Below are 14807 nucleotides of genomic sequence, written 5' to 3'. Positions count from 1 at the left end.
ACGGCTGGCCTGAATAGAAGCAATGAAATTTCCTACGGCTTTGCGCTCAAAATAATGTCCGCTCCTCGCTCACAGCGGACCTTCAACCGAGTAAACTCGTCCGCTCCATGCTAAAAGCGGGCCTTACCGTACGAAGTAGACCAGGAAAATCGTCGCCAGAACGGTTAAAAATATCTGACCAGGGCTGAAACGATAATCCCAAGGGTGATAGCAATCAAAGGTCTTTTAAAAACCAGCATCACGATAGCAGTGGTCAATAATGCCATCTGAGCACCTTTGTCGCCTGTGAGCGCAACGGGGGCTAAAATCGCTACCAGAACAGAGCCTGACATGTCCTGAATAAAGGTTTTTACCCGGTGATTAAAAGGAACAAAAGACATAATCCACACGCCACCCCATCGGGTAGCAAGTGTGACCAGAGCCATCACGGTAATAATAATCAGAGATCCCATCCCTGCTGTTTCAATGTTCATTTTTCTCTCTCATGATAATTCCAGTGATGCCTCCGGCGAGGGCTCCGGCGATCACATGACTATTTTCGGGCAACCATTTATACGCTATCAGGGATGCACCGGCCGCAGCAGCCCAGATAGTAAACATCCGCATATTTCTTTCTCCTTCGAACACCATGGAAAGGAGAAAACACCCCATGACCATATCAAGACCATAGCTTTTGGGATCCTGTATCGCACTACCGAAATAAAGCCCTACCAGGGTACCTGCTACCCAAAAGAACCATAACGCAAGACCGCCACCAAAGAGCAATCCCAGCCCGGCTCCTCCCCTGCTGAATGCCTGAATAGACATAGCCCAGTTAGCATCGGAGGCGACCATCATGATTCCATAACGTTTAGCGGGTGTTAAAGAGCGCAACCACGGGTATAAGGTGGCCCCCATCAACAGGTGTCTGGCATTAATGGCAAAAACGGTGGCTATCAGCGTTAATACGGGAACCTGAGATGTCCAAAGTTCTAACGCGGCAAATTGAGCATAACCGGCAAAAACCAGCAAACTCATCATTGCCGCTGACGTCGGGTCCATCCCTTTCTGTGATGCGGCCAGGCCAAAGGCAGCGCCAAAAATGGCGACAAAGAGTGAAACCGGAATAAGTTGCCGAAAACCAGCCCATACAAGGGAATGACTAAGTTTAGACAAATCGGGCTCGTGATAGCTCATCTGGGTCCTCATGATCAAAAGCAAACAGACAGTCACTATGGCAGCGTTGCAGAATCGATAAAAACGCATAATAATTTTTTTTACTATTTGATAATCGAATACAAGAATCAACGATGCCTTATCAGGACCTGCAGATGGACTGGCTCAAATGCTTTGTTGCGGTAGTGGATGCGGGATCGCTTTCGGCTGCGGCACCTGAAGTCCATCGCTCACAGTCTGCGGTCAGCATGCAGCTTAAAAAGCTGGAATCCGCATTAGGGTGTCAGCTTTTACTACGCGGTCCTCGTCAGCATCAACTCACGTCTGAAGGGCAAAAACTGCTGGGGTATGCCCGAAGGATGCTCGACCTTCATGCTGAAACACAGGCGGCATTCCACGGTAAGGAGTTGACAGGCCGTATTCGCTTAGGTGTCCCTGATGACTATGCAGCAAAATACCTTACACCTGCGCTGAAGCGATTTGCGCCTAACTTTGGGTCAGTGGAGATCGAACTGAGTTGCGAGCAATCTACGTCATTAATTCCTCGCGTTGAGAGCGGCGATCTCGATTTGGCGCTGGTCTCCCGGGAACACCCCGGTCAGGGCTCGTTATTATTTTATGAACCGATGGTGTGGGTAGGTTCTCCGCAGTTTGAGGTCTGGAGGCGCGATCCCTTACCCATTGCGGTATATGAAAGCACAAGCCTTGCTAAGCGTAGTGCGATCAACGCATTAGCATTACAGGGAAGGCGATATAAGGTGGTGTATAACAGCTCCAGCCTGTCGGGACAGATTACAGCAGTAGAAAGTGGCCTGGCTGTTGCCGTTCTGACCCAGTGCAGCGTGCCACCTCATTTGCAAGTGCTTGGCAGTGAACATCTTTTGGGGCCCCTTGAACCTATGGAAGTCGCATTGTTCAGAAGTCGTGCTTCTCAGGGCTCTTCTGCCGTGGACAGTTTGTATGATTTGCTACTCAGGACATTAAGGGTCAGAAAAGTTGAGACGATTTAGTCGATGTCCCAATGACGAAACACGTCCTTCATGTCGATAAACAATACAACCTTTGCTTTTGTCGCTAATGGTTTCGTGAGGTAATAAATAGGTTTGTTATTAGAGCGGTTTTCTGAGATACATTTTTCGGGTTATTTAAAAATCGTCAGTATGGAGAGATGTTTGATGAGTTGTGAGCTCTGTCAGAATAACATTCTCTTTGATTAACATCGGTTAGCATTAGATCACCCGCTATTTAAAGAGGAGCATACTCAGGCTGCTCACTATTAAACAAGAAAAACAAGACTACACATTTTATTATTTTAGTTTACTATTTAACTTTCCCTATCAAAGCTTCAGGTAAATCATGAATACGTGGATTGTTCTATTTATTGCGGTATTAGGCGAAGTCGTAGCAACAACAAGCCTCAAACTGAGTGAAGGATTTACCAGACTGGTACCTTCTGTTGTGGTAGTTATCGGATATGCCATTGCATTTTATTGCCTGTCCATTACTTTAAAGTCCATACCACTGGGTATTGCATATGCGGTCTGGTCCGGGCTTGGTATCGTTACGGTGTCCATACTGGGCTGGCTCATATTCGGGCAAAAATTAGATATCTGGGCCATGTTGGGAATGCTATTAATTATTAGCGGAGTTTTAGTTTTAAACCTTTTATCAAAAACCGCAGCACATTAGAAAACCCGGGGAACGAATCCCTGTATCTACATTTTTTCTTAACTCTAAATGTTTAACGAAACATAGGTGGATAAGTAGATATATTATTTACGTTCAGTCCACCTTGCTTTTTTAAGCGAGTTAAGGCATCTGAACAATTTAGAGATACCTGCAGCCTGGCGGTTTCGCTACACAGGTTGTCATCTTTGCGTCGGTAATCCGTTTTCTGATTGAGCAGGATAAAGGGAATCCAACGCAAAGGAGCGACACCATGTTACAAGACCCATCGCAAAAGTATTCCCCGCATATCCCCATTGCTCTGCCCGATCGCCAGTGGCCGAATAAACAGCTGACCCACGCCCCGCGCTGGCTTTCCACCGACCTGCGTGACGGCAATCAGGCGCTGGCGGAACCGATGGATTCGGTGCGAAAGTTACGCTTCTGGGAACTGTTGCTTAAATGCGGCTTTAAGGAGATTGAAGTGGCCTTTCCCGCCGCCTCAGAGACGGATTTCCAGTTTGTGCGCCAGTTGATTGAAGGTCACCTGATACCAGAGGATATCACGATTCAGGTGCTCACACAGGCGCGTACCGACCTGATTGAACGGACCTTCGCTGCCCTTGAGGGGGCGCATAACGCAACGGTACATCTGTATAACGCCACTGCCCCACTTTTCCGTCAACTGGTGTTCCGTCAAAGCAAAGAAGAGATCGTCCAGCTGGCCGTCAGCGCCACACAAAAAATTCGTGCGCTCTGTGAAGCCAGTCCACAGACCCGGTGGAATTATGAGTACTCCCCGGAAACCTTTTGTTTTACTGAACCTGATTTTGCCCTGCAAATTTGCGAGGCGGTCGCCGACGTCTGGGAGCCGTCCCTGGAAAGGCCGATGATCCTTAATCTGCCCGCTACCGTTGAAGTCAATACGCCGAATGTGTACGCCGACCAGATCGAGTATTTCTGTCGCCATTTTTCACGACGCAACGCCGTCTGTATCAGCGTGCACCCGCATAATGACCGCGGATGCGGCGTCGCCAGCGCTGAACTGGCTCTGCTCGCCGGTGCCGATCGCGTAGAGGGGTGTCTGTTTGGTAACGGCGAACGTACCGGGAACGTGTGTCTGGCCACGCTGGCAATGAATCTCTACAGCCAGGGCATTTCCCCGAAACTTGATTTCAGCGATATGAAACACGTCGTCGAAGAGGTCGAGCAATGTAACCAGCTGCCGGTCCATCCCCGTCATCCTTATGCGGGTAAACTCGCCTTTACCGCCTTCTCAGGCTCTCACCAGGACGCGATCAAAAAAGGATTCACGGCTCGCCAGCAATCCGCTTCAGAACGCTGGGAGATGCCTTATCTGCCCGTCGATCCAAACGATATTGGCTGCAGCTACAAAGCGGTTATTCGCGTCAATAGCCAGTCAGGGAAAAGTGGTGCTGCGTGGATATTAGAACAAAACCACGGTCTTAAACTGCCGCGCCGCCTGCAGCAGGACTTTAGTCACCATGTTCAGATGCAGACCGATCGCAGCGGTCACGAGATGACGCTGGCGGATATCTGGCAACTGTTCCGCACGTTATATATTCGCTATCAAACAAGCGGGTGGCAATTGCTGGATTACCGCAGTGAGAGCCTTGAGGACGGTGGAATCTCGCTTCGTGCACGGATCCAGACCGCAGACGGCATCATTCAGTTAGATGGAAAAGGTAATGGATTGCTCTCTGCTGCTGCCGATGCGCTGAAATCGCAGTTCAGGATCATCTTCGCGATTGAAGACTATCATGAGCATACGCTGGGCAGGCACAACGAGAGCCGTTCTGCGGCGTACATCTGCTGTACCTTTGCGGATGGCGAAAGCCGCTGGGGAGTGTGCATCGACAACGATGTGGCGCGCGCGTCATTGCAGGCATTGCTGAATGCATTGCCACCTTATTCGCGTGACTGAAAGTAATCACCCGGAGACGCCCCCAGAATACGTCGGAACATGGCACTGAATGCGCTGTGGCTCTCATACCCGAGCTCCAGCGCCACACGTAAAACCGATTGCCCCTGGGCAAGATAGTTGAGTGCAAGCATAAGCTTTGCACGCCGCACCCACTCGCTGAATGACAGCCCCGTTTGTTTTTGGAAATGCCGTAACAGCGTTCTCTCACTCATGTTGAGTTGGGCTGCGGCCAGAGCGACTGTCCAGGCCTTGCCGGGTTCGTTCTGAATCTGGTGACACAGCGCCTGTAACGCGGGCGTTGTCGGTTGCGGAAGGTTAAATGGCAGGACATCCATCACGCGGATCTCATCGAGGATAAGTTCGTAGATCCTCTCTTCCCGGGTTCCGGCATCGTACTGTTCGGGCAACGACAACGAATGAATGATCAGTTCTCGCAGCAAATCTGAAATCTGCACGACCTGACACACTGAAGGTAAGTCAGCCCGGGCAAAAGGGTCGATAAACAGCGTTCTGGCTGCAACATGCCCGGTAATGTTCAGACGATGGCGTGTCCCTGCTGGCAGCCATACGCCCCGGCTGGGTGGAACAATCCAGTGGCCCTGCTCTGTTTCTACCCTGACGACACCACTCAGCGTATGCAGTAACTGTGCGCAGTCATGACTGTGCCAGGGTTCCGTCGCGCCGTGAGGGTAATCATGGGCGAAAGGAATCAGTGGGCGCGTAGAGAAGTTAAACTGAATGCTGGTCGTCATGGCTTAATTTCTGAAATAAAAACGAAAGTAGCACAGAAAATGTAAGCTGAGGAAGTATGCCATCGGCCAGGTTCTGCCACATTGAATGTTGTGGACCTGGGGGGGGGAGATGTATTCAGGCTACTGATAGTCGCATGGCAATGAGGTACTCAGAACGGAACTTCTGTTCGGTGATTTAGTCCGCTTCGTGCTGTGAGTTCAATGGGTCAATGTAACGTTATCCTTAACCATAGAGTGATTAACTTGCTGCCAACACTCAGAAAATAAGAAAGCACGATCCGCGCCTCGCGGCATGGGTAGTAGCCGAAGACGCTAAATGGTTCTCAGCTTCTGGTAACTTCTACGTCCGTTGAACTCATAGCTCATAGCTCATAGCAGACATCCAGCCTACGAAGCCCTCCGCGTCGTGCAATGAGCGGACAGGCTGTCATTCCGTCAACAATAAAACGGTTTGCGCCTGCTTCCCTTCCGGACTGAAGCAGTTCCGCATATCACCAACGTGATAACTCATGTTTACGGTGGACAGGTTTGAGTTGCACGTGATTCCTTCGACGAACTCAGGTTGCAGGTTCACTGTTGTTTTCTTTGAGCCAGTCAGGGCGCAGAACCCCCATTACTATGCGGTCGTGCCGCTGATTATCGCGATAGACTGCCTTTCTGATAACGCCTTCTTTTATAAAACCATTTCTGAGATAGAGATTAATTGCGTTGCCGTTGTAAGCAATGACTTCCAGACCCAGTCGGAATAGATTCAATTCCATAAAAGCGTAACGCATGATGAGCTTAAGGGCTTCGTCACCAAATCCCTGCCCCCGGTCCTTCTCATTACCGATGCCGATAGCAAGAGTGGCAAGCTGATTATTCCACTCCAGACTATGTAATGTGGCAAAGCCTATTAGCCTGTCGTCATCAAGCGTTCTTATATGAAAATAAAACGCATCGTCTGTTCCTTTTATTTCTTTTTCAATTTTCTCTTCTGATAGTGGGTATGCCGGTTCTGTATCAACGCTGCGCAAATAAAAAGCATCGTAATACCATGCTGACATATGTTTTTCATCACCGGTTCTTGGTGCACAAAGCCTAATCCTGGTCGATCTAAAAATATCGTCTTTCATGTTCTTCCTTAAAATATCTAAGCAATAATAACATTATGTAACTGCTAGCATACACTGTTTCATACTGCAGACATGTTTACGTGAAACCTGACGTCCGCCCCTCACTCGTAACAGACCTTCGCAGCGGTCAGTTAAGTGCCAGAACCGGCCTTCAATAACATCTCTTTATCGTTAATTTTCACTCAGCAAACTATTTGCGTCCCAGGCCTTCATCGCAAATGATACCGAGGCATTAAGTTCCTCGCCTGTTACGCCATCACGCGCCTCAGTTGACAGGCCGGTCTCAAAGCTGTGCAAAAACGTGGCCAGCGCCCGTGCATCGGTGTCTGCGGCCAGTTCGCCCGAATCAATAGCTCTACGGACGCACCGAAGGAATCCTTCGCGGGTACGGGCGCGTCGTGCTTCAAGAATCCGGGCAATATGCTCGTGCCCGGGCGAACAGGTATTAATGGATAACGCGATAAGACAGCCGCCTGGATGCCCCTGCTCTGTCTGCATTTTTGCAGAACGACGCAGCGCCAGTTCAGTAGCCGCACGGGGGTTGAGACTGTCGTCCCAGAGGCAATCGTTAACCTGCCCATACGTTGACGAATAGCAATCAACAACTTCTTCAAACAGCGCTTCTTTCGAACCAAATGCCGCATAAAAGCTCGGTGCCGTTATGCCGTTACCGAGATTTGCTTTAAGCAAGGCAAGCGAAGTGGACTCATAGCCATACTGCCAAAAAAGGTACATTGCCTGACGAATTGCTTCGTCGCGATCGAATGTTCGTGGACGTCCCATCTTAGCCATACCCTCTCCTCGTCTGGCAAGTAATACATAAATACTAATCGATACATATGTGCTTGACAACCCGTAATGCGATCTATAGCTTCGAATATATGTACCGAACGATACATATGTGTGTTCGCAAAATTATTTTGCGAATTTTTCAGCTATTTCAGATACATCAAAAAAGGCTCATCGTGCACGCTAATACAGAATTTCCGACCACCACAACATCACACAGGTTGCCTCTGGCGCCCTTGCTGGCGTTTGCCATGACCGGCTTTATCGCCATCCTGACCGAGACGCTTCCGGCGGGCCTGCTTCCGGCTATCGCACAGGGTCTGGGCGTTTCACAGGTGATGGCGGGTCAACTGGTGAGCATCTATGCGCTGGGTTCGCTGCTCGCAGCTATTCCGCTAACGGTGCTTACCAGCGGATGGCGCCGTAAAAAGGTGTTGTTGCTGGCGGTGGGAACCTTTGTGGTTTTCAATACGATTACGACCGTTTCGACCAGTTACTCGCTGACGCTTGCGGCTCGCTTTATGTCCGGCGTGGCGGCCGGCCTGGCCTGGGGGATACTGGCGGGCTATGCGCGGCGCCTCGTTCCGGCTGATTTACAGGGCCGCGCGCTGGCTATTGCTATGGTCGGCATTCCGATTGCCCTGTCACTGGGCACTCCGGCAGGCGCATGGCTGGGCAGCATAATGGGGTGGCGAGTGTCTTTTGGTCTGATGGCAGCGCTGGCGGTTATTTTGTTTATCTGGACATTAATGGTGGTTCCCGATCTGCCGGGACAACAGGCTGAGCGACGTTTGCCCGTGTGGAATGTTTTCATGATGCCCGGCGTGCGCCCAATTCTGGCAGTCATCTTTTTATGGATGACCGCCCACAACATCCTTTATACGTTTATAGGGCCGTTCCTGGCGTTGTCGGGCCTGACAGAGCGCGTCGGTCTCATCCTGCTTGTTTTCGGTCTTACCGCACTTGTCGGCATCTGGATTACCGGAACGCTGGTTGATCGTCACCTCCGTAAACTCGTTCTGCTCAGCCTGGCGGCGCTGGCTACTGTTTCAGTGGTGCTGGCTGCGGGCATGCGAGAACAAATCGTTGTCATGCTGGCAGTCATCGTGTGGGGATGGTCATTTGGCGGCGCGTCAACCCAGATGCAGACAGCTGCGGCTGATGCGGCCGGTAACCATGTCGATGTTGTTCAGGCGATGGTGACCACCGCATGGAATCTGGCTATCGCAAGCGGCGGCGTTGTCGGGGGCGTGCTGCTCACTCATGCCGGTGCGGCATCCTTTCCCTGGGCACTGATGGTCTTTATAGCGGTCGCCTTTCTCATCGCTTACATCGCGAAAACCCACGCTTTCAGGCCAGGTGCCAGAAATCAATAAATGACTCAGTGGGCTGGATACCTGTCATGATTTTCCGCCTTATACATCAGCGCGGAAACGCTTTAAGAATGTAATCCCGAACGTAGGCGGTCCGGCTGTTATTTGCCGTCCTTTTGTTCCAGACCAGATAAAGATGATTAGTCGGGGCGAGGTCTGCCGGTGTCACTGAAATCAGACGTCCGCTTTTCAGGTCATCCGTACAGTGATAGTCCGGCAGCACCGTCCATCCGTGACCGCCGCAGACCAGGTCGCGGATAATACGCAAATCAGGAATGGTAAACGCAGCCTGCATGTCAGGCGCTCTCTGGAACAGGGTGGCCCACAGTGCTCTAATCAGTGGCAGCTCCTCGTCGTAAGCGATCAGCGGAAGTGAGGACAGCTTTTCTGCGTCTGGCTTTGATCCGATCCCCCCTGACATGGAGGGCGCATGCACCAGCAGCATGCGTTCTGTCAGTAAATGTGCATAGCCGTACAGCCGGTCATCAGGCATTGATGCGGTGACGGCAAGATCCACGCTTCCTTCATGCAGCAACGCGTAAATCCGCTGTTTATTGCCGGTATGAAAACGCAGGCGGTATCCCTCCCCCATCAATGGCGCCATAACTGCTCCAAGCCGGGAATGTATAAAATCCGGTGGACCGGCCAGATTAACGGTTCCTCCGCGAACCGGACCAGACCGGAAAGAGGACAGTTTTTCTTCCAGACCGTCAATGAAGGGGGAAACAGATCGTGCCAGCTCATCCGCAGCTTCGGTAGCCGTCACGCCTCTGGCCTGCCTGATGAAAAGCCGTTTGCCAACGAGCGCCTCAAGCGACTGGATATGCAGTGATGCTGCCGGCTGGGTGATGCCCAGCAGCTCAGCCGCCCTGGAAAATGAGCCAGAGCGATAGGCCTCAAGAAACGTTCGCAGATGGGTCAGATGGCTCATAGTGGAGCGCCTTGCTGATGAAGTTTGTCGATACAGGAAGCCTCATGCAGAGCAAGGGCCAGTTCACTCACGTAATCATCCTGTATTCCCCACGCACCGAGAGTGGCCTGCAGTTTCCATACATAATCTGCATTGGTGCCAATGTCTCCCCAGGCAGAAGCGATGCGCGCCGCCACGGTCGCTGTCAGATTGTCCTTTTCGTAGTGCGTATGCAACCGGTCTGACACAAAAGCCAGCGCCTGAATTTCCTCACCGCTTCCGAGCGAAACATCTGCCCAGACCGGACGGTACAGGCCGGTAATCATCTCGCGCGTCCAGACCATCTCCAGCTCATGAATAAGAGTCGACTCCGGTAGTCTGAACGCCATCCCTTCGGTTATTCCACCTTCGTCCAGAGATAACATCCTGCCGGGGACATCAGGGGTGGCACGTCCGGATATCAGCCGGATACAGAAACTTCGCTGCCATCCTTTCAGGCAGGCCCGTTGCATTTCCTCAATCGCCAGTGCGGGATTCCACATTAAAGATCCGTAGGCAAAGACCCAGACAGGAGCGCCCGTTGGGCGCTCCTCCAGAGTGGAGTACATTGATGCCCGTATTTTTTCGGCGTCCCAACGCATATGCGCCGGAAGCAGCGTTTCATGTGCTCTGACAAATGTGCCATTACGCATATTTTCACGGGTAAGCATATTATCCCCCTTTACTGGCTTACGCTTCAGCCTGCTGATATTTACTGCCGTGACTGCGACGGATTTGTGCAAGCAGCAACAGCAGGCCAAGCAGTGAGACCACCGCACCGCTGATACCGGTATACACGATGCCGGCGTGTGTGATGGTAATACCGCCCAGTACCGAACCCAGCGCGATACCGGAGTTGAAGCCCGCGATATTCAGCCCAGCAGCAACGCCATGCGCATGAGGTGCATGTTGCTCAGCCACACCAATCAGGCGGGCCTGCAGCGCCGGCACTGCGGCAAAGGTCAGCATACCCAGCAATGCCACCAAAATGCCCATGCTTACTGGTGAGGATGCCAGCAGCCACATACCCAGCACGACAACAACGATGCCGCTGATAATAAGGATATTTGCGCGATTGACCCCCATGCTGTCGGTGAGTTTCCCACCCAGAATATTGCCAACCGCAGCGGTGATACCGTAAACCAGCATAAACAGACTCACCGTTGCGCCAGTAACTCCGGTCACCTGAGTCAGAATTGGCGCGATAAAGGTGTAAGCCGTAAACGAACCTGCGTACGCCAGCACTGTCACCAGCGCACCGGCGAGCAACTTGCGGTTGAACAACATGCTGATATTCTGCATGGCTGAGCCGCTATGTTCGCCAGGCACGCTGCGTACCGGATCTTTCATGCCAAACAAAAGGCCAAGGAATCCCAGCGCGCCGAAAGCAGCAATAGCCCCGAGAACCGGACGCCATGACACTACGCCACCCAGCCATGTACTTAGCGGAACACCGATCGCCATTGCCAGCGTAAAGCCACCAAACACCACCGCGACAGCTCTGCCGGCTTTACCCGGTCCGGCCAGACGCGCCGCAGTACTTGATGCCGCAGCCAGAAACAGGCCGTGTCCCAGACCCGCAATGAAACGGGCCAACAGTAGCTGAGGCAATGTGGCGGCAAACGCTGCCGCCAGGCTACCGGCGGTGAAGACAACGGCGGTTGTCAGCATCACATTTTTCCGGCTCCAGTCCGCCGTCAACGCAGACAGGACAGGTGCAGCAAATGTTGCACCCAGTGCATAGGTTGTCACCGCTGCACCTGTCTGCTCCACGCCCACACCTAATCCCTGTGCCATGACATCGGTCAGCCCAATCGGGACAAATTCAGCAAGTCCAAGCGCAAAGGCACTGATAGTAAAAACATAAATAACGAATGGCATGACTGCCTCCTGATGTAAGTAAGGAGTGCAGTCTGATTTAGCAAGACAGATAAATAAAATAATGTAAATTTCAGGTGGTATAAAATTATTTATACATAAGGCAAAAATTCAATGACGGAAGAAGTGCTGTCCAGAGCGGTCAACATCTCAACCGACAATTATCTGAAGACCCGTACAACGGCCCCCGTTGGTCGGATGGAAGTCAACAGAGCACGCAGTGACCACAACGTAGAGATCTGTTTCAGCCCGTAGTACTACATTCCCGCCGGGAGGATTGTCCGACGCCATTACCTCAAGCTTACCGTCTGCCTGCGGTTCCGAACGCTGGAAGAAATTAACCGGGTCCGGGACGATGGGAAGTGAGATGTCAGCCTTCCTAAGTGCTAAAAGCATATTGTCCCGGCAGTTGGGATGATCGAGCAGCCCAGCCCGTTCGTAGAGACCAGGGTTACACGCCGGGAAAAGCATATCATGCGGACAGGGTGAATTATCCTGCATGAAAGTGAGTAAGGGCCGGGCTTTTTCACTGTAAAACGACTCTCCGGTTGCGGGAAATAACCGCTCGGTTATGTCTCGCGTCTGTGATGTGCTGAGCCAGTCCTTTTCGTCTGCGTCGACAGAAATTGCCCACAAGTCGGCAACCTGCTGACCCTCAGTATCCACAACACGGAACGTTTGACCTTTAGCAACCCAAAAGCCTCGGCCTTGCTGCGGAGGAATATCAATCTTTACCTGCTCACTCACGTCTTAACATCCATTTCTTTTAATTAAGTGTTATATCGTAACAAATACGCTACTACATGCCCAATTCTTGTGTATGCCAGCGCATGACCACGCCTTAAGCTTAAAGCTATAGCCGTTGGAGAAAACGTCAGGAAAAAGCCGACTTTAGCTGTTCAAGCCCCTGATGCAAAATATCTCTCGGACAGGCGAAATTTAACCGCTCGAATCCCTCTCCTTCCTTCCCAAACGTTTCTCCCCACGTTAGTCCTATTCGGGCCTTGTCAAGAATGACCTGTCTGAGCTCGTCCGATGTGAGACCCAGAGCCCGGAAATCCAGCCAGGCGATGTATCCGCCACCGGGTCTAATCAGTGTTATCTGAGGCAAATTTACCTTTAAAAAAGCATCCATGAAATCCAGGTTAGCCTGGAGATAGCCGTTAAGGTGTACGAGCCACTCCTGCCCCTTTTGGTAAGCAGCAGTTACGGCAGTCAGGCTGAAAATATTGGTCGCGAAATCAAAATCCATACCAACCCGGACATTTTCCAGGCGCTGCCATAGTTCCTTGTTCGGTATAATACCGATGGCATACGTCAGTCCCTGGAGATTAAAAGCTTTGGAGGGTGAGGTTAAGGTCACCGAGTTCAGGCTGCTGCTCGTTGAGACGCTGCCATAGGGCACAAATGCTGCATTGTCATAGGTTATATAGCTGTTGATCTCATCACTGACCACCAGTACATCATGCCTGTCACAAATATCAGCGATGAGGGATAACTCCTCCCGCGTAAATAGCAGCCCGGTAGGGTTGTGAGGGTTAACCAGGAAAAATAGTCTGACATTTTCTCTAACAAGGGTTTCCTCAAAACAGTTCGGATCGAAGCGGTAGCGATTCCCATCAAAAGTGAGTGCCTGCGTAACGACGTGGCGCTCAGCACCTTCAATGACGCTGATGGCAGGATGAAAATGCGGCGCGTGAATCAGGATATTATCACCCGGCTTCGTATAAGCGCGCAGACATAAAGAAAGCATGGCCCACATACCAGGGCAGTTAGTCAACCAGGCCCTCTCTATATGCCAGTGGTGATTGTCACTGAACCAGTCTGTTATCGCCTGATAGTACTCATCTGTTTTGTATTCGTACGCATAAAGACCACTCTCCGCTTTCTTTACGAGCGCATCTCGCACACATGCTGGGGACTTAAAATCCATATCGGCAGTACCGAAGGAAATAATACCGTGTTGCTGATATCTTCCCCATTTGATCGACGGTGAATCTGCCCGATTAATAATTGTCTCAAAGAGACGATCTGCTTTTTTCACCTTTAATCTCTATTTTGCGAAGTATTCTTAAAGCACTATCACAACGATCCTACTGCTGCAAGATGCTCTGTAGTTGCAGATGTACCAGGATAACCCATCATTAACACCCTGTCCGAAAGGATAAGCGGTTAGCGATAGTTAGATGATTGTTCGAGTGAACTGCTGCTCAGTAATGGTGCTGCCCCACTGATCGCCTTCCCATTCTTTCGACAATTCAAATCCGAATGATTCGTACAATCGCCTTGCCGCAGTAAGTTTATTAAACGTCCATAACTGTACCGAGGAGAACTTTTGCTCATCACAAAATCTCATCGCCTCTGCAATGAGTTTTCTGCCCAGTCCGCTGCCACGACACCCATCGTCAAGGATGAACCAGCGCAGATGCGCCTCATTATTACCCAGATCTTCACCGTCAATGGCAACTGAGCCAACGATCCGCTCGTTCACCATTGCCAGCCAAATCTGGTTACATGGCTTACCCAGACGGGCCGAGAAATCTGCAAGACCTGCGGCAACCTTCGCTTCAAAAAAATAGCCGAAGTTATGCTCTCTGGCGTAATAGCCACCATGCATTTCAGTAATGCGGCCAATCATACCTGCATGATAACCTGAGACTATCTTGACGCGGGTCGGCTCTTTTCCTGCGCTGTTTTCGCGACTGGCTTTCAGTGCGCTGGCATAAGAAGAAATGCCCTTTGATACAGCATCCTGGGTAAAGGGATCAAGTTTTCCGAGTGCTGCTGCTACCTGTTGATCGGCGTAAATATTAATGTTCCGCACGGTCTCTATGCCCTTTCCGGTCAGGCTTAGCCGCTTCGTCCTCGCATCGTCAGCGGAAGGGTTTTCTTCGAGTTCTCCGGCTTCGATAAGTTTAGCGAGCATACGGCTGACGCTGGACTTCTCCAGCCCTAAAATCTGTACCAGTTGAGCGGCTGTCATTGACCCATGTGTTTCAACTTCAAGCATGGCGTGAACGGCTGAGGGAGGATAGTCAGTTGTCGCCAGATTTTGGTTCATAAAACCCAGTTCTCGCACCATTAAACGTGATGCCGCACGTATGTTTTTTATGTTCTGTATTACTGACATCATTAGCATTGCCCTGCAATTATAGTTGCATCATACAACCATTATGACAGAGAGTT

At 51.1% G+C, this 14807-nt stretch carries 15 protein-coding genes; 4 read left to right on the top strand and 11 right to left on the bottom strand.

Features of this window, described 5'->3' with window-relative positions; all coding sequences use genetic code 11:
* Nucleotides 1-164: 164 nt before the first annotated feature.
* Together EDF81_RS00965 and EDF81_RS00960 are read right to left on the bottom strand one after the other, a co-directional pair.
* Complete coding sequence (locus EDF81_RS00965; RefSeq protein ID WP_123345415.1) at nt 165-473, bottom strand: AzlD family protein; 309 nt, start codon at nt 471-473, stop codon at nt 165-167.
* Nucleotides 463-1176, bottom strand: a complete 714-nt coding sequence (locus tag EDF81_RS00960; RefSeq protein ID WP_123347636.1) for an AzlC family ABC transporter permease — start codon at nt 1174-1176, stop codon at nt 463-465. The genes EDF81_RS00965 and EDF81_RS00960 overlap by 11 nt, the downstream gene beginning before the upstream one ends.
* 134 nt (nt 1177-1310) lie before the next feature.
* Here EDF81_RS00960 and EDF81_RS00955 point away from each other — a divergent pair, with 134 nt between their 5' ends.
* From EDF81_RS00955 to leuA, 3 genes are all read left to right on the top strand, one after another.
* Nucleotides 1311-2165: a LysR family transcriptional regulator gene (locus tag EDF81_RS00955; RefSeq protein ID WP_260232631.1), complete on the top strand. Its 855-nt coding sequence runs from the start codon at nt 1311-1313 to the stop codon at nt 2163-2165.
* 346 nt (nt 2166-2511) lie between these two features.
* On the top strand, nt 2512-2844 hold the full coding sequence (locus tag EDF81_RS00950) for an SMR family transporter (RefSeq protein ID WP_123345411.1): 333 nt from the start codon (nt 2512-2514) through the stop codon (nt 2842-2844).
* 250 nt (nt 2845-3094) lie between these two features.
* Nucleotides 3095-4765, top strand: coding sequence for a 2-isopropylmalate synthase (gene leuA / locus EDF81_RS00945; protein WP_123345409.1), 1671 nt, complete (start codon nt 3095-3097; stop codon nt 4763-4765).
* Here leuA and EDF81_RS00940 read toward each other — a convergent pair.
* The 3 genes from EDF81_RS00940 to EDF81_RS00930 all read right to left on the bottom strand — a co-directional run bounded on the left by EDF81_RS00940 (nt 4750) and on the right by EDF81_RS00930 (nt 7424).
* Nucleotides 4750-5517: a helix-turn-helix domain-containing protein gene (locus EDF81_RS00940; RefSeq protein ID WP_123345407.1), complete on the bottom strand. Its 768-nt coding sequence runs from the start codon at nt 5515-5517 to the stop codon at nt 4750-4752. The genes leuA and EDF81_RS00940 overlap by 16 nt on opposite strands.
* A gap of 557 nt (nt 5518-6074) precedes the next feature.
* The gene (locus tag EDF81_RS00935; RefSeq protein ID WP_123345406.1) at nt 6075-6632 is read right to left on the bottom strand and encodes a GNAT family N-acetyltransferase; all 558 of its coding nucleotides are present in this window, start codon (nt 6630-6632) and stop codon (nt 6075-6077) included.
* Nucleotides 6633-6803: 171 nt separating this feature from the next.
* Complete coding sequence (locus EDF81_RS00930; RefSeq protein ID WP_123345404.1) at nt 6804-7424, bottom strand: TetR/AcrR family transcriptional regulator; 621 nt, start codon at nt 7422-7424, stop codon at nt 6804-6806.
* Between the two features lie 173 nt (nt 7425-7597).
* On the opposite strand from EDF81_RS00930, the gene EDF81_RS00925 reads away from it, so the two are divergent.
* Nucleotides 7598-8797: an MFS transporter gene (locus EDF81_RS00925; protein ID WP_404851463.1), complete on the top strand. Its 1200-nt coding sequence runs from the start codon at nt 7598-7600 to the stop codon at nt 8795-8797.
* Nucleotides 8798-8843: 46 nt separating this feature from the next.
* Here the strand turns inward: EDF81_RS00925 and EDF81_RS00920 are convergent, their stop codons facing one another.
* From EDF81_RS00920 to EDF81_RS00895, 6 genes are all read right to left on the bottom strand, one after another.
* Nucleotides 8844-9725 carry a LysR family transcriptional regulator gene (locus tag EDF81_RS00920; RefSeq protein WP_123345401.1) on the bottom strand — a complete coding sequence of 294 codons (882 nt, stop codon included), beginning with the start codon at nt 9723-9725 and terminating at the stop codon, nt 8844-8846.
* Nucleotides 9722-10414, bottom strand: a complete 693-nt coding sequence (locus tag EDF81_RS00915) for a gamma-glutamylcyclotransferase (RefSeq protein ID WP_123345400.1) — start codon at nt 10412-10414, stop codon at nt 9722-9724. Before EDF81_RS00915 ends, EDF81_RS00920 begins: the two co-directional genes overlap by 4 nt.
* Before the next feature lie 19 nt (nt 10415-10433).
* Nucleotides 10434-11624 (bottom strand): MFS transporter, encoded by a 1191-nt coding sequence (locus EDF81_RS00910; RefSeq protein WP_123345398.1) that lies wholly within the window; start codon nt 11622-11624, stop codon nt 10434-10436.
* Nucleotides 11625-11771: 147 nt separating this feature from the next.
* Nucleotides 11772-12368, bottom strand: coding sequence for a DUF1989 domain-containing protein (locus EDF81_RS00905; RefSeq protein ID WP_221180800.1), 597 nt, complete (start codon nt 12366-12368; stop codon nt 11772-11774).
* A 127-nt stretch (nt 12369-12495) separates the two neighbouring features.
* On the bottom strand, nt 12496-13665 hold the full coding sequence (locus EDF81_RS00900) for a MalY/PatB family protein (protein ID WP_123345396.1): 1170 nt from the start codon (nt 13663-13665) through the stop codon (nt 12496-12498).
* A gap of 138 nt (nt 13666-13803) precedes the next feature.
* Nucleotides 13804-14754 (bottom strand): helix-turn-helix domain-containing GNAT family N-acetyltransferase, encoded by a 951-nt coding sequence (locus EDF81_RS00895; RefSeq protein ID WP_123345395.1) that lies wholly within the window; start codon nt 14752-14754, stop codon nt 13804-13806.
* Nucleotides 14755-14807: the final 53 nt, after the last annotated feature.

Source organism: Enterobacter sp. BIGb0383 (genome assembly GCF_003751845.1).
In the GTDB taxonomy this organism is placed as follows: Bacteria; Pseudomonadota; Gammaproteobacteria; order Enterobacterales; family Enterobacteriaceae; genus BIGb0383.
This window is presented reverse-complemented; position numbering and strand designations above follow the sequence as displayed.